Origin of the sequence: Brevundimonas sp., from assembly GCF_036732845.1 — a bacterium.
Taxonomy (GTDB): Bacteria; Pseudomonadota; Alphaproteobacteria; order Caulobacterales; family Caulobacteraceae; genus Brevundimonas.
The window spans coordinates 1-26,314 of record NZ_DAINBO010000006.1; the positions used below are offsets into that span (position 1 = coordinate 1).

Below are 26,314 nucleotides of genomic sequence, written 5' to 3' on the forward strand. Positions count from 1 at the left end.
CAACTCGGTCATCGAGCACGTCGGCGACTGGCCGCGCATGGAGGCCTTCGCCGCCGAATGCCGCCGTCTGGCCCCGCGCTACTATGTCCAGACGCCCTATTTCTGGTTCCCGATCGAGCCGCATTTCTCGGCCCCCTTCTTCCACTGGCGCAGTGAACAGAGCCGCGCCCGCGCCCTGATGCGCCGCGCCCACGGCTTTTCGCAAAAGGCGCCCGACGTCGGCGCCGCCATGCGCGACGTCCAGCACGCGCGCCTGCTGGACAAGACCCAGTTCCGCTTCCTCTACCCCGACGCCGCCCACCACGACGAGAAGATCGGCCCGCTGACCAAATCGGTCATCGCCGTGCGGGGATAAGGGGCGAAGGGGCGAGGGGGCGAGGGGCGGGTCAGAGGCGACGCCCCGCCGCCGTCGCCTGGTTCAGCGCATTGTTCGTATAGTTCGTCGTCCCCGCCGTCCGCGCCGTGAAGTTGTACAGATTGTTCGACTGGGTCTGGCTGATCACCTGACCGGCCGGGTTGTAGCCATAGCTCCAGGCCACGTCATAGGTCGACGTCGGATGGGTGATCGACAGCCCCGTCAGACGCGACACGTCGTCATAGCTGTAGCTCACAATCATAACCAAACTCGGCAGCTTGATCGCCGCCACCATGGCGGCGAATCCGCAGTCGGGATTTGATCCGCACTATGAAGTGTATTTACTGTATATATAATCAGAAGTTACCAAAAACACCCACCCAAGACATGTTATAAATAAGAATAGACACCCAAATACGTACCTAATTGAACCTATCGACGCCAAGACAATTACTGCATATAAAGATATAATTCCAGTTAATGTAAATAATATTCCAAAATTACTCATCTTGAGTAAATTTCTTTTTATATCTTTTGGTATATTATTATCAATTGGGCTGTAATTTTCCTTAAATAGCATTGATAAAATCATTACTAGAATAAGAATTATAAATATAACTCTACCATATCCCACGTAAAAAGCATCAATGCCGCCAAATATACCAATCAAAGAATGAGTTATGAAAATGATTCCTGATAAAATTGTTAGAACGATTGATATCGCATTGTGCTTTTTCCTCATTCCCCCGCCTCCGAGCATTGCGTTTCGGTTGCCGCGCTCGCAAACTCTCCAGCCGATAGGCTGCCGCCGTCCGCTATGATTCTCTGAGAAATAGCGTTAGATATACCCGAACTCCCAGACAAAGCTCCAAACGTGTACGCAAGACCTTGAGCAAGGGCTGGCGTGTAGTCCCCTGTTGAATATCCGTACAGACCAATCCCGACCAGTCCAGAAGTCGTAGACAAAATTCCCAGCGTCATACCCGTTCCTATGAGCACGCCACCGACAACATCAGTAACAGGATTAAGACCCGCCTGCGAGCCTGCAATCATGAGGCCGGAAGTAGTCGCACCAAATCCTGCGACTCCGCTCCACGTGGAAAGATTCCCCATTTTTTGCGAAGCTTGATAGGCCCGCTCCCGGCCTAGGATCGGGCATACAGTTGGAGCCAGGCTTCCACCATTGCCACCTCCCCCAGCACCACCTCTACCGGCGCGCCCTGAATCTCCACCACTGACAGGATAGACGGGAGCTGGTGGAGCAGTAATGTCGCAGTACTGTCCTCTACTGTCGGTAAGGACCCTTCCTCCTCCAGCGCGACACTGACCGGGAGTCACCAAATCGCCCGGATTGAGTCCCTCCAGCCCAAACGGATCCACCAGATTCACCGGATCGCCCGACACATACCCATACAGGTTCATCCCGGCCTGGTACCCGATCGGGTCGGTCTGCAGGAACCTTCCCAGGTCGGGGCGGTATTGGCGGCCCTTGTAGTGGTACATGCCCCAGTCCGGCAGCCACATCTGACCCGTGTACATCAACCGACCGCCGTTGCCGTAGCCGGGCCGACCGTATTCGTCATAGGTGTTCAGCACGATCATGCCGCCTGAGCCGTCGGTGATGCTGACCACCGACCCCAGCCGGTCCTGCGCCGACCACAGCGGATAGGTCAGGTCCGGTCCCTGCCAGGCCAGGGCGATCTCGTCCGGCCACGGCCCGGGCACCAGCCGGTTGGCGATGGTCGAGCCGTTCAGCGTCGTCCCCGCCAACTGACCGTCGGCGTCATACAGATAGTCCGCCCCCAGCGTCCCCGTCATCGTCTTCAACCGGCCCAGGGCGTCCCAGGTGATCGTCTGGCTGTTGTTCAGCGTCACCGGCCGACTGTAGCGGTCATAGGCGTAGGTCCGCCCCAGCGAACCGTCCGAGGTCAGGTCCCCCTCGGTGTTGTACGTCAGCGTCGCGCCCCCCGCCGCCGTCGCCTGGTTCAGCGCATTGTTCGTATAGTTCGTCGTCCCCGCCGTCCGCGCCGTGAAGTTGTACAGATTGTTCGACTGGGTCTGGCTGATCACCTGACCGGCCGGGTTGTAGCCATAGCTCCAGGCCACGTCATAGGTCGACGTCGGATGGGTGATCGACAGCCCCGTCAGACGCGACACGTCGTCATAGCTGTAGTCGGTCGTCACCCCGTTCGGGCGATACACCGCCGTGCGGCGGCCCAGGTTGTCATAGGCGTATTGCGACACCGCCCCGCCGCCCGCCGGATAGATGCCCGTGACGTTGTTCGTCTGGTCATAGACGTATTCCATCTTGATGGAGTCCGGCCAGATCAGCCCCGTGCGACGCCCCCCGATGTCGTACTCGAACGTCATCGCGCCCAGGACCCCGTCCTGACTGATCATCCGGCCCAGGATGTCCCAGGTCATGGTGATCGTGCCGGTCGTATAGTTGTTGACCGTCAGCACGCGGTTCAGATTGTCATAGGTATAGGCCTGAACCGGCGCCGGGTGCGGCTGATACACCATCTTCAGCCGGTTCAGATTGTCGTAGGCGTTGGTGAACACCCGCCCCGAACGGTCCGTATAGCTGGTGACGTTCGACGCCGCGTCATAGCCGTACTGTTCCGACAGCGCCCCGCCCGGATAGGTCAGCGACGCCATCCGGTCATAGCGGTCATAGGCCAGGGTCGAGACGTTGCCGTCGCCGTCGGTCAGGGTCGCGGCCTGGCCGTTGTCGGTATAGGTCACGCTCTCGGTCGCCGCCGCCCCCGTGCCCAGGCCCGTCGTGGTCGAGATGGCGCGGCCCGCGGCGTCATAGGCCGTCTGGAGAATGCGATCAGGACCATAGCCGCCCTGGGTCGCCAGCGAACAGGCCGAGCTTGGCGGGCTGGCGAAGGTCGCCGGGTTCATCCGCACCGCCGTGCACGACGGCCGTCCAGCGGCGTCATAGGACACCTGGGTCAGGGCGCGCGTCGTTCCGCCCGCCGACTGGGTCTCGGCCTGGATCGGCCGCCCCATGGCGTCATAGGCGGTCTCCTGCCGCTGCAAGGTGTTGAACGACGCCCAGCCGGTGTTTCCATACGCCGTCGTCGTACCGACCTCGGTCAGCTCGACCTGGCCGCGAGGATTGCGGGTATAGCGGGCCGCGCGATGCAACCGCCCGCCGCCGCTGTCCGGGTCGGGACCGATCATGCCCACCATTTCCCGCGCGGCGTTGTACCGATACTCGGTCGTATAGCCCGTTCCCATCGGCCCGGTGACCGAGGCCAGATCGCCATTGTCGGTCCAGGTCATGGTCGTGGTCGCCACCAGCGATCCCCAGCCCGCGCCGACCGCCGACGAGACCGGCAACAGATTGTTCGGCGTCGATGAACTGGGATAGGCCAGGGTCGTCTTCAACTCAGTGGTCGAATAGGCGCAGGAACTCCCGGTCACACAGGCCGAGGACGACACCGGCATCACGATGGCCGAACCGTTGGCGAAGGTCGTCGCCGTGTCATGATACCGCGCCGTCAGGCTGGAATAGGCATAGCGGGTCTGCGGTCGCACAGTGGCGCTCGATGTGGGCAACGGCAAGGTGACGCTCAACAGCCCCGCGTGGGTCGAATCCCAGACATAGTCCGTGACGTTGCCGTTGGCGTCGGTCGTCGTCAGCGGCCGATGGCACAGGACCCGCAGCGTCGAACAACTGCTCGGATAGGTCGACGACACCTCGATGTCGGGTAGGCTGGGCGTGCCCGGCTTGGCCTTGTACGCCGTCTTGATGACGTTGCCGAAACCGTCATAGGTCAGTTCGACCGCATTCCCCTCCGGCGCGGTCGTCCGCTCCAGGCGGTTCTGGCTGTCGTAGGCGAAGGTCCAGGCGTCGCCCGCCACGTCCACCGAGGTGGCTCGGCCGATGGTCAGGTCCGACACCGCCGTGACGACTTGGCTCAGCGGACCTGTGGCCGTGGTCGTGCGCGTCGTGCCCACATCCGCATAGCCATAGCTCCAGGCGCCGCTGGCGTCGGTGACGCCGCTGACCCTCTGCGATCCGTCATAGGTGACGGCGATGTCGTTGCCGGTCGATCCCGGATACTGGACGCCCGACAGGCCGCCCGTGCCATAGGTGTAGGTGGTGGTCCGGCTGGACTGGTCCTGGGCCGTGGTCGGCAGATAGCCGTTGTAGGTGATGCTGGGCCAAGTCTGGCTGAAGGTGCAGTCGTCGGCGCCGGGCGCGCAATAGTCCACCGTCATGTTGAACCCGGTGGCCGTGGCCAGCTCCAGCCAGTCATAACCGGTCAGCGGGTCGTCCGAGACATAGTCATAGTGGATCTGATAGCCGCGATTGTTGCCGACGGACTGAAGCCGGGCCGCCGCGCGCGTCTGTTCGCACTCGCCCTGGTCGTCGAACCGCGAACAGACGTTGGCCCCCTGATAGGTGTAGGTCAGGGTCTCGCCATTGGCCTGGGCATAGCTGGTCACCACCGCCACATTGGCCTGATAGGGGCTGTAGCTGCCCACCCAACCGCTGGAGAAGGTCGCCGTCACTCCCGACGGCGTGGTCAGGGTGTAGGTCGAACCCGACTGCGTCAGGGTGAAGCCTCGGTTCGATTGGGCGGAATAGGTGGAGCCGGTCTTGATGAAGATCTCGGACTCGCCGCCCACGCTGACGGTATAGACTGAACCCGAGGCGTTGATCGTGCCCATCAGGCTGTAGCGCCAGCCGCCGCCCGACGGCGATCCCAGGAACAGGCGCCCGTGGGCGATGCCGCCCTGGCCCGGCTGGCCGATCACCACCTCGGTCGTGGCGTAGTTGAAGGCCCCCGTCACCAGGTCCACGCCGCGCGGGTCCTGGGTGTAGTGTTCGGGCGGCACCGGCTGTTGCGGCACCTGGGCCAGGGCCGGCGTGGCCAGCGCCAGGGCGCCGATGGAGGAGGCGCCCAGAAGCAGCGCGCGCAGTTGCATCGTCTTCATGGGTTGGTCCTCAGTGACAGCAGGTGTTGGTGGCCCAGATCGGCGTCGCGCCCAGGTACATCACGACGTTCCCGTCGTTCTGGACCCTCAGGAAGGCGCCGCTGCTGCCCGCCGTGCCGCTGGCCCACAGCGCCGTCAGGTCGGGCGAATACAGGACCAGATTCCCGTCCCCCTGCATCCCCAGCACCATCCCCTCGCCGTTCGCCGTCGCGCTGGACCACAGCACCGTGGCGCCGAAATAAAGGACGATGTTCCCATCGACCTGGAACCTCAGCTCGAACCGGTTGTCGTTGGAGAAGATCGACTGCTGCGGGATCAGGGTCTCGTTCGACCGCAGTTCGTTCGAGGCCGCGCGGACCGGCACGGTCACCGTAGCGCGCTGGTCCCGATTGTCGGCGTCATCGAAGGCGTAGCTGACATAGAGGCTGGCGCCCGACGACCGCGCGATCGTCGTCGCGGTCACCCGCCCGTCGGCGTCATAGCGATAGGTGGTCTTTTCATCCGCCGCCGCGGACGACGCCGCCAACCCCAGCGCGGCGACCGCCGCGATGCGCACCAAATCCATAATGTCCCTCCCAGCCTTGCGGCACGTTTGAAGAACGGCGCTCGCTCGTGAAGGTTGCATCGCCGCACGCGCACAATTTTACGCGCAGCGGGATCGTGAGGATTCGAGAGCGCCCGCCCCGCGCCTCAGGGCGCCCGCCACCCCGAAAAGGTCGGCGCGCTGAACCCGCCAATCATCGTCGCCCGGAACCGGCCCACGTCAATTCCGGTCGTATCCGCGCAGGCCCGAAAAAGAACATATTGGCAACCAGAACAAACCATGCACATAGTCCGGCTCACACAGGGAGCGGGTCCATGGCGGGTCTCTCCCGGAACCTGAACGGGAATCATGGCAAGGGAGAGTAAGGCAGTGGCACAGGCGGCTTTGAAACTGGTGGGCAAGGAAGACGGCGACAAGCAACGCGCGCTCGAGGCGGCGATCGCCCAGATCGACCGTGCGTTCGGCAAAGGCTCGGTGATGAAACTGGGCAAGGCCGGGGTCGTGGCCGAGATCGAGAGCGTCTCGACCGGTTCGCTGGGTCTGGACATGGCCCTGGGCATCGGCGGCCTGCCGGTCGGCCGGGTGATCGAGGTGTTCGGTCCCGAATCCTCGGGCAAGACCACCCTGGCCCTGCACACCGTGGCCGAGGTCCAGAAGAAGGGCGGCGTGGCCGCCTTCGTCGACGCCGAACACGCACTGGACCCGATCTATGCGGGCAAGCTGGGCGTCAATCTGGACGATCTGCTGGTCAGCCAGCCGGATCACGGCGAACAGGCGCTGGAGATCGTCGACACCCTGGTGCGCTCGGGCGCCGTGGACATCGTGGTGGTCGATTCGGTCGCCGCCCTGACGCCCCGCGCCGAGATCGAGGGCGAGATGGGCGACAGCCTGCCCGGTCTTCAGGCCCGGTTGATGAGCCAGGCCCTGCGCAAGCTGACGGCCTCGATCTCCAAGTCGAAATGCATCGTCCTGTTCATCAACCAGATCCGTCACAAGATCGGGGTGATGTACGGCAGCCCTGAGACGACTACGGGCGGCAATGCGCTGAAATTCTACGCCTCGGTGCGCCTGGACATCCGCCGCACCGGCGCGATCAAGGACCGCGACGAGGTCACCGGCAACACCACCCGCGTCAAGGTGGTCAAGAACAAGGTCGCCCCGCCGTTCCGCGAGGTCATCTTCGACATCATGTACGGCGAGGGCATCTCCAAACTGGGCGAGATCATCGACCTGGGCGTCAAGGCCGGCATCATCGAGAAGTCGGGAAGCTGGTTCTCCTATGACAGCCAGCGCATCGGCCAGGGGCGCGAGAACGTGCGCGCCTTCCTCAAGGCCAATCCCGACATCGCCGACGGCATCGAAAAAGCCGTGCGCGCCTCGACCAACAAGATCGCCGACGACCTCTTGGGCACGCCCGAGCCTGACGAGGGCCAGGACCTGGAGGGCTGATCCTGATCGGATCGACCAAATCGACTCGATAGACTCGATAGACGCGGTTTTTCGCCGTCGATGACGGGCCTTCCCCGAAACTCCGCCCGGCCGGTCCCCGCGACCCGCCATCCGACCCCGCTGGGATCGGTCTGGGCCGGAGCGGCCGTCTGATCCTCACGGGTCAGGCGGCCTTTTTTCTTGCGGCTCTCCGATCACGACCGGGTGATGCGCCGGGCGTGAAAACCCTATATGGAGGCGCCTTCCTCCTCACGCCCTCCCCGCCCAACGGGGACCTGACCGAACGCGCACCGCCATGGCCAGCCTGAAACAGATCCGCTCCACCTTCCTCGACTTCTTCGCCGCTGACGGCCACGAGAAGGTGCATTCGGCGCCGCTGGTGCCGCAGAACGATCCGACCCTGTTGTTCGTCAACGCCGGCATGGTGCCGTTCAAGGACTATTTCACCGGCGCCGCCACGCCGCCCTATCCGCGCGCCGTCAGCAGCCAGAAATGCGTCCGCGCGGGCGGCAAGCACAATGACCTGGACAATGTCGGCTACACCGCCCGGCACCTGACCTTCTTCGAGATGCTGGGGAATTTCTCCTTCGGCGACTATTTCAAGGAACACGCCATCGAACAGGCGTGGAAACTGGTCACCCAGGATTTCGGCCTGGACCCCAAACGCCTGCTGGTCACCGTCTATATCGACGACGATGAGGCCGCCGCCATCTGGAAGAAGATCACCGGCTTTTCCGACGACAAGGTGATCCGCATCGCCGGGTCCGACAACTTCTGGGCCATGGGCGACAACGGCCCGTGCGGCCCGTGCACCGAGATCTTCTGGGACTACGGCGACCATGTTCCGGGCGGCCCTCCGGGGTCCCCCGACGAGGACGGCGATCGCTTCGTCGAGATCTGGAACAACGTCTTCATGCAGTATGAGAAGGAAAACGACGTCATCGTTCGTGACCTTCCCAAGCCGTCGGTCGACACCGGCATGGGGCTGGAGCGCATCGCCTCGGTGCTGCAAGGCAAGAATTCGGTGTTCGACACCGACCTGTTCCAAACCCTGATCGCGGCGTCGGAAGACCTAACCAAGACCAAGTCCGATGAAGAACGCGCACCCAGCCACCGGGTCATCGCCGACCACCTGCGCTCGTCGTCCTTCCTGATCGCCGACGGGGTGACGCCGTCGAACGAGGGGCGCGGCTATGTGCTGCGCCGCATCATGCGCCGGGCCATGCGCCACGCCCACCTGCTGGGCGCGAGCGAGCCTTTGATGCACCGCCTGGTCCCGACCCTGGTGTCGGAGATGGGCGAGGCCTATCCCGAGCTGAAGCGCGCCCAGGCCTTCGTCGAGGACACGCTGAAACAGGAAGAGATCCGCTTCCGCACCACCCTGTCCAAGGGCATGACCCTGTTCGAGACGGCGGTTCAGGGCTTCCGCCCCGGCGACATGCTGGACGGCCAGACGGCCTTCACCCTGTATGACACCTACGGCTTCCCGCTGGACCTGACCCAGGACGAGGCCCGTCGCCGCGGCTTCTCGGTCAATGTCGACGGCTTCCAGCACGCCATGGCCGAACAGCGCGCCCGCTCGCGCGAGCATTGGAAGGGGTCCGGCCAGGTCGCCAACGCCGCCGAATGGCTGTCGATCCGCGACCGGCTGGGGGCGACGGTGTTCACCGGCTATGACGGCGTCGACGGCTCGGGCCAGGTCCTGGCGATCATGAAGGACGGCGCGGCGGTCGATGCGGCCGATGTCGGCGACATCGTCGAGGTTCTGTTCGACGCCACCCCCTTCTATGGCGAGGGCGGCGGCCAGGCCGGCGACCACGGCCTGATCGAATGGCCGGGCGGTTCGGCCGAGGTCATCGACGTGAAGAAACACGCCGGGGATCTGCACGTCCATGTGGCCGAGATCACCTCGGGCGCCCTGACGACCGGCGTCCGCGCGGCGCTGATGGTCGATGCCGACAAGCGCCGCACGACGCGCGCCAACCATTCGGCCGCCCACCTGCTGCACACGGCGCTGAAGAACGTGCTGGGCGATCACGTCGCCCAGAAGGGCCAGATGGTCGACGCCGAGCGCCTGCGTTTCGACTTCAGCCACAACGCCCCGGTGACCGAGGACGAGCTGGCGGCCATGGAGAGCCAGGTCAACGCCGTCATCCGCCAGAACCTGCCCTCCGCCACGGACCTGATGGCGCCGGACAAGGCCATCGAGGCGGGCGCCGTGGCCCTGTTCGGCGAAAAATACGGCGACGAGGTCCGGGTGCTGACGCTGGGCCGGTCCCTGAGCGACGACGCCAAGGCCTATTCGGTCGAACTGTGCGGCGGCACCCATGTGGGCCGCACCGGCGACATCGCCCTGTTCAAGATCACGGCCGAGAGCGGCATCGCCGCCGGGGTTCGCCGCATCGAGGCCCTGACCGGCGAGGCCGCGCGCCAATATCTGGAAGGTCAGGCCAAGGTCGCCCGCAACCTGGCGCGCGACTTCAAGATCCAGCCCGCCGATGTTCCGGCCCGCGTCGAGACCCTGTCCGGCTCGGTCAAGACGCTGGAGAAGCAGGTCGCCGAGCTGAAGAAACAACTGGCCCTGGCGGGGTCGGTGGGCGGCGGTTCGGGCGGCGGCGGCGCGCCGGAAGAGATCGGCGGGATCAAGCTGATCGCGCGTATCCTGGACGGCGTCGACGGCAAGGGCCTGCGCGGCGTGGCCGAAGACTTCCGCAAACAGGTCGGCTCGGGCGTCGTCGCCCTGATCGGCCTGGCCGACGGCAAGGCCGCCGTGACCGTGGCCGTGACCGCCGACGTCACTGATCGCGTCAACGCCGCCGATCTGGCTCGCGCCGCCGTCCTGGCCATGGGCGGCCAGGGCGCGGGCGGCAAGCCGGACTTCGCCCAGGGCGGCGCCCCGGACGGCGCGAAGGCGGAAGACGGCCTGGCGGCGGTGCGGACGGCGCTCAAATCCTGATCCTTCTCCCATTGGGAGAAGGTGGCCCGAAGGGTCGGATGAGGGTCGGCTCTGTCCATCGGCGCGAGCCGTAAACCGACAGCCGACCCTCACCCTTTCGCGCAGGACCGATCGCTTCGCTCTCGGGCGGCTCAAGCCCTCTCCCAACGGGAGAGGGTCATCGATCCCGCTGGAAGTCCACGCCCGTCAGCTTCCAGTCGAACAGGCCGCGCCGGCTCATCACCAGGGCCAGTCGCCGATCCGGCCGGTCCTTGCGCGTCAGGGTGACGGCGAAGGTGTCCAGGTTGCGATAGCCCCAGGCCTGATGAATGTCGTCGCCGTCGGCCTTGGGTTGGGCCTTGGCGGGCGCCTGGCGGTCGGTGGGATCGGGCGCCTGGCCGGATCGCACCATCTGGCCGACGGCTTCGGGCGTGACCAGCGTATCGACCGCCCCCGACACCAGGGCCGGGGCCAGCAACATGCCCAGACCGGCCAGCACTTCGCCCGCCTCGCCGCCCTGGTCGCGCATTTCGCCGGCCAGAACCTGATTCAGTTCGTCTTTCAGGCTGGCGCGAAAGGCGGGGAAATCGACCAGCCGACGCAGGGTCTCGGCATCGCCGCGCTTGCCCGCCTGGATCAGGGCGTGGGCCGCGAACACCGGCGACAGGGCGTAGGCGCCCACGAAGACGGCGACCGCCGCCGAGGCCAGGCCGACCCACAGCTTACGCTTCATACCGAACTCCCGCGCGAAGACAGCCGCGCCCGTCCGCAGGTTAAGCGCGACTCGCCGGGCGCCGCCAGCGGCTTTCGCCGATCAGCCGCCGGTCTTGCCGCTCTTGGAGTCGGCCACGGGTTCCGCCAGCAGCGGGCGCGGCGCGGCCGGGGCCACGCCGTCGGGCAGGCCGATGTGGACCAGTTTCCACTCGAACGGTCCCTTGCGGGCGAAGGTGAAGACGGTGCGTGATCCGCCCTCGTCGGCCACGGCCATGCGGGCGCTGTTGACGCCCCAATAGACGGGGCTGGGCCAGCGGTCGCCCTTGGACGGCTCGGCCCCCTGGGCACTGCGCTGCGACGCCAGCCGTCCCTCGCCCCGCGTCAGGGCCGCCAGGGCGTGAGGCGTCAGATAAGCGTCCACGTCGGGCGGGCGCACCGCCGGGTTCTGATCGAACTGGCGCCGCACCGCGCCGATGGGGTCTTCGATGAAGGACGGGGCCGGAGCCAGGGCGCGCGGATCGCCGCCCATCTGGGGCCGCAGCGACGACCGCACCGCGCCGAAATCGACCAGTTTCGCCAGCGCCGCCGCATCATTGGCGTCGCCCGCCGAACGGATGCCGAAGAACACCACGCCGGGCGCCGCGAAGAAGGCGATGACCGCGGCCACGACCGCCGTCAGCACCAGATTGAACAACAGCTTGCTCATACGCCCCTCCGTCTCGCGGCCCATCAATGCACGAACAGCCGCCTCGCTCAAACGAAAGCCCCGCCGGCGCGAACCGGCGGGGCTTGCTGAAATGTCGCTCAAGCAGCGAGCGACCGCGCCGCGAGCGTTAGCGACCAGAATTAAGCCATGGCCGCCCGGATGTTCTCGGCCACCTTGTCCAGGAAGCCTTCGGTCGACAGCCAGCCCTGCTGATCGCCGACCAGCAGCGCCAGGTCCTTGGTCATGTGTCCGGCCTCGACGGTCTCGACCACCACGCGCTCCAGGGTCTCGGCGAAGGTGATCAGCTCTTGGTTGCCGTCCAGCTTGCCGCGGTGCTTGAAGCCGCGGGTCCAGGCGTAGATCGAGGCGATGGAATTGGTCGAGGTCGCCTCGCCCTTCTGGTGCTGGCGATAGTGGCGGGTGACCGTGCCGTGGGCGGCTTCCGACTCCAGGATCTTGCCGTCCGGGGTCATCAGCACGCTGGTCATCAGACCCAAAGAGCCAAAGCCCTGCGCCACCACGTCCGACTGCACGTCGCCGTCGTAGTTCTTGCACGCCCAAACGAAGCCGCCCGACCATTTGATGGCCGCGGCCACCATGTCGTCGATCAGCCGGTGCTCATAGGTCAGACCCTTGGCCTTGAACTGGTCGGCGAACTCTTCGTCGAACACCTTCTGGAAGATGTCCTTGAAGCGCCCGTCATAGGCTTTCAGGATGGTGTTCTTGGTCGACAGATAGACCGGATAGTTGCGGTTCAGGCCGTAGGCGAAGCTGGCGCGGGCGAACTCGGTGATCGAGTCATCCAGGTTGTACATCCCCATCGCCACGCCCGACGACGGGAAGTCGAACACGTCGTAGTTCAGCTCCTGACCGTCATTGCCGACCCATTTCATGATCAGCTTGCCGGGACCGGGAACCAGGAAGTCGGTGGCCTTGTACTGGTCGCCGAAGGCGTGACGGCCGACCACGATCGGCTGGGTCCAGCCCGGCACCAGGCGCGGCACGTTGCGGCAGATGATCGGCTCGCGGAAGACCACGCCGCCCAGGATGTTGCGGATGGTGCCGTTCGGCGACTTCCACATCTTCTTGAGGTTGAACTCCTTCACCCGCGCTTCGTCGGGGGTGATGGTGGCGCATTTCACGCCGACGCCGTGACGCTTGATGGCCTCGGCCGCGTCGATCGTCACCTGATCGTCGGTGGCGTCGCGGTTCTCCATGCCCAGGTCGTAGTAGTCCAGCTCCAGGTCCAGGAACGGGAAGACCAGCTTGTCCTTGATCATCTGCCAGATGATGCGGGTCATCTCGTCGCCGTCGATGTCCACGATGGGGTTGGCGACCTTGATCTTGGCCATGGGTTCTCTCTGTCGAAGGGGAGGATCGGGATTGGCGGCGGGTATAGCGAGCCGCGGCGCGGTGCGCAAAGGGCGCGGCGTCAGGAACGGCGGGCTTGCCGAGCGGCGGTCGTTGGGCGCTATGCTGCCTCTGCATCTTCAGGAGACGGCCATGCGTAAGTTCATCCTGACCACGGCGGCCGTTCTGGCGGCCTGCGGCGCCGAACCGAGCGCGGCCAAGGGCGCCGCGGCCGAGGGCCTCTCAACCCAGGCGGCGCCCGCCGCGACGGCCCAGCCCGTTGACCGCACCTTCCGCGACTGGCTGGCGGGCTGCGACAACGGCAATGACTGCGTCGCCTTCGCGGGACCGACCGACAGCGGCACAGGCTGGCTGCGGGTGGCGATGGCGGCGGGTCCGGCGGCGGCGGCGACGGTCCATGTCGGCCTTTGGGGCGACGGCGAACCTCAGAACGCCGCAGCCCCTCTGCGTCTTCAGATCGACGGGCAAGAGTTCGTCATTGCGCCCGATCCCGAACAGGACGGCGGCGATATCGGCCGCGCGACCGGCCGCCAGGCCCAGGCCGTGATCCGCGCTCTGGGCGACGCGCGCCGCCTGACCCTGGTCAAGGGATCGAACACCGTCGCCCTGTCGCCGAACGGCGCGGCGGCGGCCCTGCTGTGGATCGACGAGCGTCAGGGACGGTTGGACACGGTCACCGCCCTGCGACGGCGCGGCGCGCGTCCGGCCTCGGCCGTTCCGGCGGCGCCCGCGCTGCCCGTCGTCGCCCCCGCCCCCGCGGCCGACCAGACCGGCATGCCCGATCCCGAAGGTCCCGGACCCGCCCTGCCGCGCACCCTGACCGACCTGGCGGCCGTCCGCGAATGCCGCGCGAACCTCGGCTGGAACCCGGAGCTGTTCAAACAGACCAGCCGCGCCCGCCTGGACGCCGACACCGAGCTGTGGGGCGTGCCCTGCGACGCGGGCGCCTATAATCTGATGATGCGGTTCTGGATCACCGGGCCGAACGGGTCGGACCCGCGCGCCATCGCCCTGCAAGGGGTGGACGGCGACCCGGACTATGTCGTGACCAATCCCGAATACGATCCGGCCGAGCGCACCCTGCGCCAATTCTACAAGGGGCGCGGCATCGGCGACTGCGGGACCTTCCAGAAATGGACCTGGACCGGCCACGCCTTCGTCCTGTCCCATGAGATCAGCATGGGCGAATGCTGGGGCGCGCCCTTCGACCTGTGGCCGACCCGCTGGCGCACGCGCTAGGGTGTGAACCCGTAATCGGGTCCGAGTTTCATAAAGATCTTCAAAGGCTCGTCACCCTCGGGCTTGTCCCGAGGGCCTATCCTTGCGTCATCCTCGAACGCGGATGGTCTTGACCATCGATCACAACGACCTCTGGTCCAGCCTGCGGCCCTCATGGCCCCTCGGGACAAGCCCGAGGGTGACGAGGTTCAGGAGTTCACACCCTAAATCAGCCGCGCCGCACCGACGCCGTCCAGTCGTCGATCACCCGCTCCAGCACCGTCAGCGGCACGCCCCCGCCGCCCAGGCCCGCGTCGTGGAAGCCCCGGATGTCGAACCGGTCGCCCAGCGCCCGCCGCGCCTTTTCGCGCAACCGCACCCACTCCAGCTTGCCGACCATGTAGGCGCAGGCCTGGCCCGGCCAGCCGCAATAGCGGTCGACCTCCGAGGTCACCGCGCTCTCTTGGTCGCCCAGGGTCTCGACCATGTAGCGGACGGCCTGTTCGCGGCTCCAGCGCTTGGCGTGGATGCCGGTGTCGACCACCAGGCGCACCGCCCGGAACATCTGCGATTGCAGATAGCCGATCTGACCCATCGGATCGTCGGCATAGACCCCCATCTCGTCCGCCAACTGTTCGGCGTACAGGCCCCAGCCCTCGACATAGCTGGAGAAGAACAGGGTGTTCATCAGCTTGGGCGCGGCCTCGCTCTCCTGCTGGATGGCGATCTGCAGGTGATGGCCCGGCGCCGCCTCGTGATAGGTCAGGGTCGGCAAGGTCCACTTCGGCCATTCCGACGTGTCGCGCAGGTTGATGTAGTAGGCGCCCGGCCGCGACCCATCCAGGCTGGGCGAGTTGTAGTAGCCCAGTCCGGCCCCCGCCTCGATCTCGGCCGGCACGCGCCGGATCTCGACGGGCGAGCGCGGCAGGCGGCCGAAATACTGCGGCAGGCGCGCCTGCATGTCCGCCATCTGCCGGTTCAGATCGGCGATCAGGGCCGTGCGGCCCGCCTCGGTGTTCGGATAGATGTATTTCGGATCGTCGCCCAGCGCCCCGATCCGCTGGCCCACCGAGCCTTGCGTCAGGCCCTGGGCCTTCAACAGAGCGTCGGCGCGCGCGCTCAGTTCGGCCACCTGTTCGCGGCCGATGCGGTGGATCTCGTCGGCGCTCAGCCGCGTCGTGGTGATGTAGTGCAGGCTGTTGGCGTAATAGGCGTCGCCCTGCGGGAAACGCCACACGCCCGCCTCATGCCCGGCGGTCGGCAGCCTGGCCTTCATCGCCTCCAACTGACGGCGCAGCGCCGGATAGACCCGGCCCTCCACCAGCCGCTGCGTCCGCGCGCCCCAGTCGCCGGTCAGGCCCTGGGCCTGGGTCCGCCGCGTGACCGATCCGACCAGGGTGGAATCCGCAGCCGACGTGCGCAGCATCCCCTCTTGCAGGCCGATGGCGTTCGACAGGATGAAGTCTGGCGGAACCACGCCGCGCCCATAGTCCTCCAACATCCGATCCGTCTCGGCGTTCAGCACATCGGCGAACATGTCGACGCGCGACACATAGGCGTCGGCGTCGGCGGCCGTCTCGATGCCGTGCTGGGTGTCCAGGAAGGTCGGCGTCGATTGATAGGCGCCCGACTGCTGGCTGACGCGATAGACCTGGGGCCAGCCGCCCTGGCCGTAGGGTATGGCGAAGGTGGCGATCACCGCATCATAGCTGGCGGCGATGGTGTCGTAGCGGACGGCGTCCACCCCCGCGAGCTTGGACCGGTCCACGGCCGCCAGTTCGGCGCGCAGGGCGCGGGTCAAGCGTCGGCCCTTCTCCTCTTCCTCCAGCGTCGGAACCGACAGTTTGGACTTGGCCGCCGCGCGGGCGCCGACGTCCAGGCCGAAGGCGGTCGTCGTTTCGGGCGACTCGTCCAGAATCCGCTCGAACGTCCGGTCCATGAAGGCGTCCAGCGCCGCCTTGACGGCTGGGTCCGACGCGGCCGGACCCGCGGGCGTCGCCGCACTCAGGCCCGGTATGGAGGCGCAGGCTCCCGTGGCGGCGATCCCCGCTCCGGCGGCGGCGGTCATCAGCATGCGGCGACGGTCGATCATGGCGAACTCCAGCGTTTCACCCACGACGCTAAGCCCGCGATAGGACGTTTCGCAAGTTACGATATGGTCAGTTCGCGGGCGCGGTCTCTTCGCCCAGCCAGGCGCGGCGGAAGGCCAGTTGCGCCTCGGTCGCCTGGCCGCCGGCCGCCTCGGTGCGGACCAGTTTGAACGACGGATCGGCGGCGAAACGCATCCGCGCCACGCCTTCACGCCCGCGCCGGATGAAACGCACCGCGATCTCGTCGCCGGGGCGCGCGTCCTGGATCACCTTGCTCCAATCCGCCTGGCTGTCGATGGCCGTGTCGCCGACCGCCACGATCTCGTCGCCCCGGTCCAGGCCGATGTCGTACAGCGGCGTGCCCGGCGCCGTGGCGCCCGACACCTTGGCCGCGGTTCCGGTGAATTGCAGCGGCGTCGGCCCGGCCCAGCCCCGGCCGGGATTCTGAGGCTGCATGACGATGCCCGCCTGGGCCAGCAGCGGGGCGAAATCGGGCAGTTCGCCGCCGCGAACGACGCGGTCGAAGAAGTCGGCGGCGAAGGCGGCGTCGCCCGTCACCTCAGCCAGGCCCCGTTGCAGGTCGTCGGGCGTGAACGGAACCTCGGTCACTCCGTGATGGGTCCACAGCCAGCGCATATAGTGGTCCAGCGTCACGCCGGGGAACCGCTCGCGCAGCGTCAAATCCAGCGCCGTGGCGATCGTCGCCCCCCACAGATAGTAGGTGGCGAAGATGTTGTCGTTGGTCGGATCGATCGCCGTCGCCGCATCGGCGAAGGGCGCCCTCAGACTCATCTCCTGCGGCCCGCCATAGGCGCGCGCCGGATTGTTGACGATGAAATTCACCTGCCCGCCGATCGCGCCCAGGAAGGCGTCGACCGTCCCCACCCCCGCACGTCGGATCGCCAGCGGGCCGTAGTAGTTGGTGAACCCCTCCGACAGCCACAGCGACGGCGTCGGATCGGCCTGGGTGAAGTCGAACGGCTCCAGCTCGGCCGGGCGGATGCGCTCGACGTTCCAGGCATGGAAGAATTCGTGGCTCAGCGTGCCGATCTGGCCGTAGTCGGCCTCGGCCAGGCCGCGCGTGGTGCTGATGACGGTGGAGTTGCGATGCTCCATGCCGTCGCCGCTGATCCACGGCAGATAGTCGGCCAGGAAGGTGTAGGTCCCGAAGTCGAAGTCGGGCACGTCGCCGAAGATGGCGATCTGGGCGTCCACCACCTTCTTGGCGCGGGCCGCGAACTCATCGGCCTCGGCCGCCGTGCCCAGATGATGCAGGGCGATGCGGATGGTGCGCGGCGTGCCCGCGTCGTCGACCCGCCATTCCCGCACCATGTGGTCGCTCAGCTCCATCGGGCTGTCCATCAGATATTGGAAATTCGGGGCGGTGAAGACCTCGGGGTCCGAGGTCGGCGCCAGTTGGGTGGCGATCCGCCAGCGCGGGTCGGGGCGGCGCAGGCGCACGCGGGCGGGCCGGTCGTCATACCCCTCGGCCCACATCAGGCTTGCGGGGGCGTTCAGCCGCGCATGGCTGGTGTCGATCTGGGCATAGGTGCCGTCGCCGCGGTCGGCCCACAGGGTGTAAGCGATGGTCACCGCCCCGTCATGGCTCGGCACGGTCCAGCCATAGGGATCGGTGCGCTCGATGGTCAGGGGCCGTCCGGCGCCGTCGACGGCCGAGACGGAATAGACGTTCTTGGCGAACTCGTGGATCGCATAACGGCCGGGCGACGAACGCGCCATGCGGAACCGCACCGGTCCCGGCTCCAGCCCGCGATAGGTCACCGTGATCCGCGCCTCGCGGTGGGCCGCGTTGTCGAAGCGGAGATCGTATTCGACCGGCGGCGGCGGCGTCTGCGCCAGGGCCGGCGCGCCGCCCAGCACCAGGGTCGCCGCCAAAACCGCCGAACTCACCAGACGCATCTCAGACCCTCTCTTGAACAGGGCCGGGACCGTCGCGCGGGACTTGGACGATTGCAAGGGACGACCGGTCAGGCCGCGTGCAGTTCCTGCTTCACCCGTTCGGCCAGGGTCTTGATGTCCAGCGGCTTGGGCAGGAAGGACACCCCCGTCTCGTCCTGCAACAGATCCGAGAAGTCGCTCTCGGCGTATCCCGAGATGAACATCACCGGCGCGTCGCCCAGATACTGGCGCGCCTTCTTCAGCAGGGACGGCCCGTCCAGGCCCGGCATGATGACGTCCGAGATCAGCATGTCGATGGTCCCGGCGTGCTCTTCGGCCAGCAGAAGCGCCTCTTCGCCGTCCGCCGCCTCAATGACGTCATAGCCGCGCTGGCGCAGCAGCCGGGCGGCGATGCCGCGCACGGCGGCCTCATCCTCGACGAACAGGATGCGCCCGGCGCCCGACAGGTCGCGCGGCTGGCGCGCGGTCTTGACCTCGACCGGCGGCGCCTCGGCCAGTTCGGCTTCGCCCGCGGCGGGCAGGAAGATGCGGAAAGCCGCCCCCGCCCCCTCGATGTTCGCCACCGTGATGTGGCCGCCCGCCTGCTGAACGATGCCGTAGACGGTGGCCAGGCCCATGCCCGTGCCCTCGTTCACCGCCTTGGTGGTGAAGAAGGGTTCAAAGATCTTGTCGACGATCTCGGCCGGCACGCCCGGCCCGGTGTCCGACACCTCGATCATGGCCGCGTCGTCGGTCGAGACCTCCAGCCAGCCCAGACCCTTGGCCTGGTCGCGCGTCAGGCGGCGGGTGGTGATGGTGACCACGGCGTCGCCCGGCGCGACCACGCCGCGCATGGCGTCGCGGGCGTTGACGGCCAGGTTCATCACCGCCGTCTCCAACTGGCTCTTGTCGGCCAGCACCACCGGCAGATCGCGGCCATAGTCGGTCTCCAACCGCACGTCCTCGCGCAGCAGGCGGCGCAGCAGCACGGCGAATTCACCGACCAGCTCGCCCAGATCCAGCCGCTCGCGCCGCACCGTCGACTTGCGCGAGAAGGCCAGCAGCTTGCGCACCAGATCCGCCGCCCGGATCGCCGTCTGGCGGATTTCGTTCAGCCCCTCGTACGACGGATCACCGACCGGGTGCCGTTCCAGCAGACCCGACAACTGAAGCTGGATCGCGGTCAGCAGATTGTTGAAATCGTGCGCCACCCCGCCCGCCAACTGGCCCACCGCCTGCATCTTCTGGGCCTGGGAGAGTTGCAGCTCCATCGACTTCTGGGCCGAGACGTCAAACAGCCAGACGCGCCGTTTCTCGCCCTCGGGCGCGACGTACAGATGCAGCATCTTGTCCGGGTGCGCCCGCGCCACCAGTTCGATCGGTCCCGACGACCCCGCCGCCAGCCGCGTGCGCGCCTCGGCCACGCCCGTCGGCTCGAACAGATGGCCGAAGGCCGCGTCGCGCGCCGCCGCAGGCCCGGTCAGCACCGCCAGGGCCGGGTTCGGCTCCTCGGCCTGGCCCGCGAACAGGTCCTCGCCCATGATCACGGCCGAGCCGAACGGCGCCCCCGCCGCCATGGCCCGTGCGTCGCCGGTCTGAACCGCCAGGACCGCGACCGGTGTCGGCGCGGCTGCGTGCAGGTCGGGCGCCTGGCGCACCAGGAAGCGATCGGGACCGGCCCGGCCGATCGCCACCTCGGTCTCGCGCTCGCCGATGGTGACGATGGCGCGGCCCTCATGGCCCTGTTTGGCCTGGGCGAAGGCCATGTACAGCGCCTGGTTCGACCGCCCGCGCGGCAGGGCCGTCGTCGCCCCGTTCGCCTCGACCCAGGCGTGGTTGAAGGCCAGCACCTGGCCCGAGGCCCAGACCAGGGCCGCCGGTTCGGCCAGGGCGTCCAGCATCTCGACCGCCGCGTCGCCGCTGGGTCGTCGCGGCGCGCCCGCCCGGCCGAAGGCGAACAGACCGATCAGGGCCACGGCCCCGGCGGTGAAGATCAGCATCAGCCCCGGCGCCGACCACGGGTCCGACCGGAACGCCGGATAGGCCAGGGCCGCCACGGCCGCCACGAAGCCGACGACCATCACCCCGGCCAGGGCGTCGAACGGCAGGCGTCGGCTGTGCGCTTCCATGAAACCCCGCGCGCGAATCAATTGTTGGATACTAGCGCGTTTCAGCGCCGCCGCCGCTTCTGCATGACGAAGCCGATGACCTTGGCCGCCGCCTCGAAATGTTCGCGCGGAATGGTCTCGTCCACATCCACCGCCGCATACAGCGCCCGCGCCAGCGGCACGTTCTCGACGATCGGCACCTCGTGCTCGCGCGCGACCTCGCGGATCTTCAGGGCCAGGGCGTCGACGCCCTTGGCGACGCAGACCGGGGCGGCGTCGCCCTTGTCCGGCTCATAGCGCAGGGCCACCGAATAGTGGGTCGGGTTGGTCACGATCACGGTCGCCGTCGGCACCGCCTGCATCATCCGCTTGCGGCTGCGCTGCATGCGGATCTGCTTCAGCTTGGCCTTGACGTGCGGATCGCCCTCGGACTGCTTGTAGTCTTCCTTCAGCTCTTCCTTGGTCATGCGCATCCGCTTGGCGAAGCGCATCTTCTGCCAGATGAAGTCCGCTCCGGCGGTGAAGCCCAGCAGCACCAGGGTCGCCGCCATCAGGGCCACGATCAGGTCCCGCGCGAACGGCAGTTGTTCGGCCGGACTCATGGCCGCCAGATTCTCCAGCTCGCGCGTGTGCGGCTTCAGCACCATCCAGCAGACGGCCGACACCGCGATCAGCTTGATGAAGGTCTTCAGGAACTGCACCAGGCCATCGGGACCGAAGATGCGTTTGAAGCCCGACAGGGGGCTGACCTTGTCCCATTTGGGCTTGATCTTGTCGGCGGTGAAGATCAGGCCCGACTGCATCAGATTGCCGCCCGCGCCGCCCACGATCACCGCGATCATCACCGCCGCGAACAGGGGCGTCACCGACCACAGGGCGCGCGCGCCGATCTCGATCCCCGCGCCGGATTCCAGCGCCCCGACCATGGCGTGCGGGCTGGCGATGAAGGGCAGCAACTGTTCGGCCGTCGAGGTGGCGAACCAGCCGCCGCCCATCAGGATGACGGCCGCCCCCCCCATCAGGGCCAGAGCTGGGGCGACGTCCTGGGACTTGGCGACGTCGCCCTTCTTTCGCGCCTCTTCGAGTTTTCGCGGGGTCGCCTCTTCTGTTTTGGATTCGGGATCTGCGCCTTCAGCCAAGGGCGCCTCCCGAACCCGCCGCGAAGATCTCGGCCAGGCGGCGATAGCGGTCGATGAAGACCGTCCCCAGCACCCCGAGACTCAAGGCGAACACCGACAGGCCCAGGATCACGCTCAGCGGGGCGGCGGCGAAAAAGACCTGGAACTGCGGCATCACCCGCCCGATCAGGCCGGTGGCGATGTTGAACACCAGGGCGAAGACCAGCACAGGCCCGGCCAACTGCACCCCCAACAGGAAGGAATCGCCCAGCGTCCGTATCGCCAGGGTGGTGAAGTCCGCCGTCACCAGCGGCCGCGCCGGGGCGATCAGCTCGTACGATCCCACCAGCCCGGCGACGAACAGGTGGTGGGTGTTGGTGGCGAACAGCAGGGTCACGCCCAACAGCGTCAGAAAGGCCGACAGCGTCGTGCCCGGCTGGGCCTGCAAGGGGTTGGCCGTCTGGGCGAAGCCCAGGGTGGTCTGCAAGGACACGATCTCGCCCGCCGTCCCCAGGGCCGTCATGAACGACCGCAGCAGGGCGCCGATCATCAGGCCCACGATGACCTCGCGCAGCACCCAGCCGACCATGCCGCCGACGCTGGCGGGCAGGGCCGGCAACGATCCAGCCACCACCGGCCACAAGGCCAGGGTGATCATCAGCGCCAGCCCCAGACGCACCCGAGGCGGCACATAGCTCTCGCCGATGCCGGGCAGCATCATCAGGACCGCGCCGATTCGGGCGAAGATCAGCGCCCCGGCCCAGACCTGATCCGATGTGGCGTAAGGCTCCACTACATGCCCGCGATGCGGGCCGCGATCTGCTGCATGAAGCCGCCCAACAGCGCCCCCATCAGCGGCAGGAACAGCAGCAGAGACACGAAGATGGCGATGATCTTGGGCGCATAGATCAGGGTCTGTTCCTGAATCTGGGTCAGGGCCTGAAACAGGCCGATGACCACGCCGACCACCAGGCCGACGATAAGCACCGGCGCACAGAGCTGGATGGTCAGCCACAGGGCGTCCCGCCCCACGTCCAGAACTTCGGCGCCGTTCATTAACACTCGCTCCCGGGTACTGGGCTGAAATTGCCGGGTGCATGGTTAATGTCGCGTTAGGATCGACCTTGCTCGCCAGCGCCGCCCACACCAGCTATGAGCCACGCCTCGCGCACAGGACCGATCCATGGACGACACCCGCCGCCACGACCACGACGCCGACTGCGACGGCAGTTGGATCGAACGCGAAGCCCTGGCCCGCGCGGCGGGCACGCCGCTGCCCCGTCGTGGCGGGCGTCGGCCCGAGGCGGACCTTCCCGATGAAGACGAGGTGCGCGCCGCCGTCAGAACCCTGATCCGCTGGACCGGCGACAATCCTGACCGCGAAGGCCTGGTGGACACCCCCGATCGCGTCGCCCGCAGCTATCGCGAGATGTTCGCCGGCTATGACGTCGATCCCCGCGAATATCTGGAGCGGACCTTCGAGGAGGTCGGCGGCTATGACGAGCTGATCGTGCTCAAGGACATCCGTTTCGTCAGCGTCTGCGAGCACCATATGCTGCCCGTCATCGGCAAGGCGCACGTCGCCTATCTGCCGACCGATCGCGTCGTCGGCATCTCCAAACTGGCCCGCGTGGTGCGCGGCTACGCCCGCCGCCTCCAGATCCAGGAAAAGATGACGGCCGAGATCGCGCGCGCCATCCAGGAGGTGCTCAAGCCTCAAGGCGTCGGCGTGGTCATCGAGGCCGAGCATAGCTGCATGACGCTGCGCGGCGTCAACGCGCCCGGAACCAGCCTGATCACCAGCCACCTGGTCGGCGTGGTCCGCGACGACGCCCGGACCCGCGAGGAATTCCTGCGGCTGGTCAGGGGCTGATCCCTCCACCCTACGCAAGGAGGCGGATCGGCGGCGCAAGCATGCGCGCGCGCCGTCAGATCGGCATGCGCATGATCTCTTGATAGGCCTGGATCACCTGGTCGCGCACGGCCATGACGGTTTCCAGCGAGGCCTCGGCCGAGCTGACGGCGGTGACCACGTCGATCAGACTGCCCTGGCCCTGGACGGCGCTGGCCATCTGGGTTTCGGCCGCGCGGGTCTGTTCCGTCGCGCTGGACATGACGTTCTGCAACAGTTCGCCGAAGCCGGGTCCCTGGGCCGCCGCCGCGCCGCCCGCCTCGCCCGCCGGCGAGGCGCCGGTCTGGATGGCCTGATAGGCCCGGGCCGCCATCATGGGATTCATGGCTCAGCCCCTCACTTCTTCAGCAGGTCGAGGGTGCGCATCTCCATGGCGCGCGCCGTCTCGATGACGTTCAGATTGGCTTCATAGGCCCGCTGCGCCTCGCGCATGTCCATGGCCTCGATCAGGGTGTCGACATTGGGCCGGGTGACATAGCCCTCGGCGTTGGCCGCCGGGTGGGTCGGATCGTATTCGCTGCGGAAGTCGCTCATGTCGGGCCGCACCTCGGCCAGGACGACGCCGGTCGCCCCGTTGATCTCGCGCGCCTGAAACACCGGCGTCTGACGACGATAGGGCTGGCCGCCCGCCGTGGAGGCGGTGGATTCGGCGTTGGCGATGTTCTCGGCGATGACCCGCATGCGCGACTGCTGCGCCCGCAGCGCCGAGGCGGCGGCGGCCATGGCCGGGTTTCGGGGCGGGATCGGATCAGCCACGGCTCAACCCTTCTTCAGCGACCCGGCGGCCGGGCGGCCATGCGGATCATCTGCAACGACTTCTGGTAGAAGCCGATGGCGGCGTCATAGGCCATGCGGCTCTCGGCCATCTTCAGCATCTGTTCTTCGACCACCACCGAATTGCCGTCCAGCGTGGTCTCGGAATCCGGCGTCTCGTTCGACTGATAGCGGGCGGCGGGACCCGCGGGCGCGATGTGGGCGGCGCTGGTCCGGGTCATCTGCAACGGCCCGCCCTGGCCCCTCAGGGCGGCGGCGAAATCCTTCGGCGCGGCCAGATCGCGGGCGACGTATCCGGGCGTGTCCGAATTGGCCACGTTCTGGGCGATCACGCGCTGGCGCTGGTCCAGCCATCCCAGGCGGCCCTTGATCTGATCCAGCAGCGGCAGGTCGACGACGCCCATGACCGGTTCCCGTGGGGACGCATGACGCGCCCATTCAACACCCGGCGAAAAATGCCCGGCTCATGGTTAAGAAGAGGTTTCCCTAAACCAACCGTTAACCGTGTCGCTTAACAGTCGGGCGGAACCGGCGCCGCGATCCGCGCGCCGAATCCGGGTCCGTGCATGAATTTCCTCGACCTCGCCCGCGCCGTCTTCGGCCTGGCCTTCACCCTGGGGATTATCGGCCTGTGCGCCTGGGCCGCGCGCCGCTACGCGCCCCAGCTTTTGGCCCGAATGAACGCCGAGCGCGGCGAGCGCCGTCTTCAGGTCGTCGAGACCCTGGTGCTGGACCCGGCCCGCCGCCTGGTCCTGGTCCGCGTCGATGAGGAGGAGCGCCTGCTGCTGCTGGGCGAAGGCCGCGAACTGATCGAACCGCGCCAGATCGGAGGCCCGAAGTGAAGGCGCCGTTCCTCTCCCTCCCCTTTATGGGGAGGGTGGCGCGCAGCATCGGCTGGGGTCCAGCCGTGGATCGCCCCACCCGTCTTCGCCCTTCAGGCTCAGACACCCTCCCCCGCAGGAGGAGGGAGAAGCTGTTCTGCATCCCGACCCGCGACGAGTTGAAGCGCGCGGCGGCCCTGTCGCTGCTGACCACCCTGCTGTGCCTGGCCTTCCCCCTGGTGGCCTTGGCCCAGGACGCGGCCGCGACCGGCAGCGCCATCAACATCGACCTGGGCAGCGGCGCAGGCCTGTCCGAGCGTGTGGTCCAACTGGTCGGCCTGATGACCGTTCTGTCCTTGGCGCCGTCGATCGTCATCATGACCACCAGTTTCGTGCGCATCGTCGTGGTGTTGTCCCTGCTGCGCACCGCTCTGGGGATGCAGCAGTCGCCGCCCAACGCGGTCCTGGTCTCCCTGGCCCTGTTCCTGTCCGCCATCGTCATGGCTCCGACCTGGCAGGACGCCTATGATTCGGGAATCAGGCCCCTGATGGACCAGCAGATGGAGCTGCCCCAGGCGTTCGACGCGGCCTCTGAACCGGTGAAGACGTTCATGTTGTCGCAGGTCGATCGATCCGACCTCGCCCTGTTCACCCGCCTGTCCCGCGTCGAGGCTAACACCGCCCCCGCCGACCTGCCCCTGCGCGTGGTCACCCCGGCCTTCATGATCAGCGAGTTGAAGACTGCCTTCGAGATCGGATTTCTTCTTTTTGTTCCGTTCCTTGTGATCGATCTGGTGGTCGCCAGCGTGCTCATGTCCATGGGTATGATGATGCTGCCTCCGGTGGTGGTTTCCCTGCCGTTCAAGCTGATCTTTTTCGTACTCGTGGACGGCTGGAGACAGGTCGCCGGCAGCCTGGTCGAGAGCTTCCAGAGGGCCTCTGGAACAGGCTGAATCCCCAGCCTCAAAGGCTTTCCGCAGCAGGGCCGCTTGCCAAGTCGCGTGAAAAGCGTGTTGATCCTCCAGTCTTCGCCTGGAATCGGGCGACCAACTGGAAACGCCATCATGACCACTCAAGCCGAACTCATCGCCGCCGTCGCCAAGGACGCGGGTGTCTCGCAAGCCGACGCCGGCAAGGTGCTGACCGCCATCGTCGAGAACATCCACAAATCCCTGAAGTCGGGCGGCGACGTCCGCATCTCGAACCTGGGCGTGTTCGACACCGCCTCGCGCGCCGCCCGTGAAGGCCGTAACCCGGCCACCGGCGCGACCATCAAGATCGCCGCCTCCAAGGCCGTACGCTTCCGCGTGTCCAAGCCGCTGAAGGACGCCGTCAACAAGTAAGACG

At 66.8% G+C, this 26,314-nt stretch carries 22 protein-coding genes and 1 pseudogene; 8 read left to right on the forward strand and 15 right to left on the reverse strand.

The window, feature by feature from the left end; translation table 11 throughout:
* Positions 1–355: pseudogene (locus V7D63_RS03450) on the forward strand (class I SAM-dependent methyltransferase); the annotation flags it as partial.
* A 31-nt stretch (positions 356–386) separates the two neighbouring features.
* Here the strand turns inward: V7D63_RS03450 and V7D63_RS03455 are convergent.
* From V7D63_RS03455 to V7D63_RS03465, 3 genes are all read right to left on the reverse strand, one after another.
* The gene (locus tag V7D63_RS03455; protein ID WP_333590859.1) at positions 387–623 is read right to left on the reverse strand and encodes a hypothetical protein; all 237 of its coding nucleotides are present in this window, start codon (positions 621–623) and stop codon (positions 387–389) included.
* Positions 624–1,093: 470 nt separating this feature from the next.
* Positions 1,094–5,308, reverse strand: coding sequence for an RHS repeat domain-containing protein (locus V7D63_RS03460; RefSeq protein WP_333590860.1), 4,215 nt, complete (start codon positions 5,306–5,308; stop codon positions 1,094–1,096).
* Between the two features lie 10 nt (positions 5,309–5,318).
* A complete protein-coding gene (locus V7D63_RS03465; RefSeq protein ID WP_333590861.1) occupies positions 5,319–5,873 on the reverse strand; it encodes a hypothetical protein in 555 nt (184 codons plus the stop codon).
* A 327-nt stretch (positions 5,874–6,200) separates the two neighbouring features.
* Here V7D63_RS03465 and recA point away from each other — a divergent pair, with 327 nt between their 5' ends.
* Entirely contained in the window at positions 6,201–7,301 is a 1,101-nt protein-coding gene (gene recA / locus V7D63_RS03470) for a recombinase RecA (RefSeq protein WP_333590862.1), read from the forward strand.
* 295 nt (positions 7,302–7,596) lie between these two features.
* Positions 7,597–10,257 (forward strand): alanine--tRNA ligase, encoded by a 2,661-nt coding sequence (gene alaS, locus V7D63_RS03475; protein ID WP_333590863.1) that lies wholly within the window; start codon positions 7,597–7,599, stop codon positions 10,255–10,257.
* A 157-nt stretch (positions 10,258–10,414) separates the two neighbouring features.
* Here alaS and V7D63_RS03480 read toward each other — a convergent pair whose 3' ends face one another.
* The 3 genes from V7D63_RS03480 to V7D63_RS03490 all read right to left on the reverse strand — a co-directional run bounded on the left by V7D63_RS03480 (position 10,415) and on the right by V7D63_RS03490 (position 13,008).
* Positions 10,415–10,969, reverse strand: coding sequence for a DUF2939 domain-containing protein (locus tag V7D63_RS03480; RefSeq protein WP_333590864.1), 555 nt, complete (start codon positions 10,967–10,969; stop codon positions 10,415–10,417).
* 81 nt (positions 10,970–11,050) lie between these two features.
* On the reverse strand, positions 11,051–11,656 hold the full coding sequence (locus V7D63_RS03485; protein WP_333590865.1) for a DUF2939 domain-containing protein: 606 nt from the start codon (positions 11,654–11,656) through the stop codon (positions 11,051–11,053).
* Positions 11,657–11,796: 140 nt separating this feature from the next.
* The gene (locus V7D63_RS03490; protein ID WP_333590866.1) at positions 11,797–13,008 is read right to left on the reverse strand and encodes an NADP-dependent isocitrate dehydrogenase; all 1,212 of its coding nucleotides are present in this window, start codon (positions 13,006–13,008) and stop codon (positions 11,797–11,799) included.
* A 151-nt stretch (positions 13,009–13,159) separates the two neighbouring features.
* Here V7D63_RS03490 and V7D63_RS03495 point away from each other — a divergent pair, with 151 nt between their 5' ends.
* Positions 13,160–14,266, forward strand: a complete 1,107-nt coding sequence (locus V7D63_RS03495) for a DUF1176 domain-containing protein (RefSeq protein WP_333590867.1) — start codon at positions 13,160–13,162, stop codon at positions 14,264–14,266.
* Between the two features lie 208 nt (positions 14,267–14,474).
* Here V7D63_RS03495 and V7D63_RS03500 read toward each other — a convergent pair whose 3' ends face one another.
* The 6 genes from V7D63_RS03500 to fliQ form a co-directional block, all read right to left on the reverse strand.
* Positions 14,475–16,337 (reverse strand): DUF885 domain-containing protein, encoded by a 1,863-nt coding sequence (locus V7D63_RS03500; RefSeq protein WP_333590868.1) that lies wholly within the window; start codon positions 16,335–16,337, stop codon positions 14,475–14,477.
* Positions 16,338–16,404: 67 nt separating this feature from the next.
* Positions 16,405–18,255 (reverse strand): M61 family metallopeptidase, encoded by a 1,851-nt coding sequence (locus V7D63_RS03505; protein WP_333590869.1) that lies wholly within the window; start codon positions 18,253–18,255, stop codon positions 16,405–16,407.
* 68 nt (positions 18,256–18,323) lie between these two features.
* The gene (cckA, locus tag V7D63_RS03510) at positions 18,324–20,363 is read right to left on the reverse strand and encodes a cell cycle histidine kinase CckA (RefSeq protein ID WP_333590870.1); all 2,040 of its coding nucleotides are present in this window, start codon (positions 20,361–20,363) and stop codon (positions 18,324–18,326) included.
* A 41-nt stretch (positions 20,364–20,404) separates the two neighbouring features.
* On the reverse strand, positions 20,405–21,481 hold the full coding sequence (flhB, locus tag V7D63_RS03515; protein ID WP_333590871.1) for a flagellar biosynthesis protein FlhB: 1,077 nt from the start codon (positions 21,479–21,481) through the stop codon (positions 20,405–20,407).
* Positions 21,474–22,253, reverse strand: coding sequence for a flagellar biosynthetic protein FliR (gene fliR, locus V7D63_RS03520; protein WP_333590872.1), 780 nt, complete (start codon positions 22,251–22,253; stop codon positions 21,474–21,476). The genes flhB and fliR overlap by 8 nt, the downstream gene beginning before the upstream one ends.
* Positions 22,253–22,516 (reverse strand): flagellar biosynthesis protein FliQ, encoded by a 264-nt coding sequence (gene fliQ / locus V7D63_RS03525; protein WP_333590873.1) that lies wholly within the window; start codon positions 22,514–22,516, stop codon positions 22,253–22,255. The genes fliR and fliQ overlap by 1 nt, the downstream gene beginning before the upstream one ends.
* Before the next feature lie 127 nt (positions 22,517–22,643).
* On the opposite strand from fliQ, the gene folE reads away from it, so the two are divergent.
* The gene (gene folE, locus V7D63_RS03530; RefSeq protein ID WP_333590874.1) at positions 22,644–23,333 is read left to right on the forward strand and encodes a GTP cyclohydrolase I FolE; all 690 of its coding nucleotides are present in this window, start codon (positions 22,644–22,646) and stop codon (positions 23,331–23,333) included.
* Positions 23,334–23,388: 55 nt separating this feature from the next.
* Here folE and V7D63_RS03535 read toward each other — a convergent pair whose 3' ends face one another.
* The 3 genes from V7D63_RS03535 to flgB are packed head-to-tail and all read right to left on the reverse strand — an operon-like array spanning position 23,389 to position 24,550.
* Positions 23,389–23,697 (reverse strand): flagellar hook-basal body complex protein FliE, encoded by a 309-nt coding sequence (locus V7D63_RS03535; RefSeq protein WP_333590875.1) that lies wholly within the window; start codon positions 23,695–23,697, stop codon positions 23,389–23,391.
* An 11-nt stretch (positions 23,698–23,708) separates the two neighbouring features.
* On the reverse strand, positions 23,709–24,095 hold the full coding sequence (flgC, locus tag V7D63_RS03540; RefSeq protein ID WP_333590946.1) for a flagellar basal body rod protein FlgC: 387 nt from the start codon (positions 24,093–24,095) through the stop codon (positions 23,709–23,711).
* Positions 24,096–24,142: 47 nt separating this feature from the next.
* A complete protein-coding gene (flgB, locus tag V7D63_RS03545) occupies positions 24,143–24,550 on the reverse strand; it encodes a flagellar basal body rod protein FlgB (RefSeq protein WP_333590876.1) in 408 nt (135 codons plus the stop codon).
* A 162-nt stretch (positions 24,551–24,712) separates the two neighbouring features.
* On the opposite strand from flgB, the gene V7D63_RS03550 reads away from it, so the two are divergent.
* The 3 genes from V7D63_RS03550 (at position 24,713) to V7D63_RS03560 (ending at position 26,310) form a co-directional block, all read left to right on the forward strand.
* Complete coding sequence (locus tag V7D63_RS03550) at positions 24,713–24,988, forward strand: flagellar biosynthetic protein FliO (protein WP_333590877.1); 276 nt, start codon at positions 24,713–24,715, stop codon at positions 24,986–24,988.
* Between the two features lie 140 nt (positions 24,989–25,128).
* Entirely contained in the window at positions 25,129–25,920 is a 792-nt protein-coding gene (gene fliP / locus V7D63_RS03555; protein WP_442882110.1) for a flagellar type III secretion system pore protein FliP, read from the forward strand.
* Between the two features lie 111 nt (positions 25,921–26,031).
* Positions 26,032–26,310 carry an HU family DNA-binding protein gene (locus V7D63_RS03560; protein ID WP_333590878.1) on the forward strand — a complete coding sequence of 93 codons (279 nt, stop codon included), beginning with the start codon at positions 26,032–26,034 and terminating at the stop codon, positions 26,308–26,310.
* Positions 26,311–26,314 lie beyond the last annotated feature (4 nt).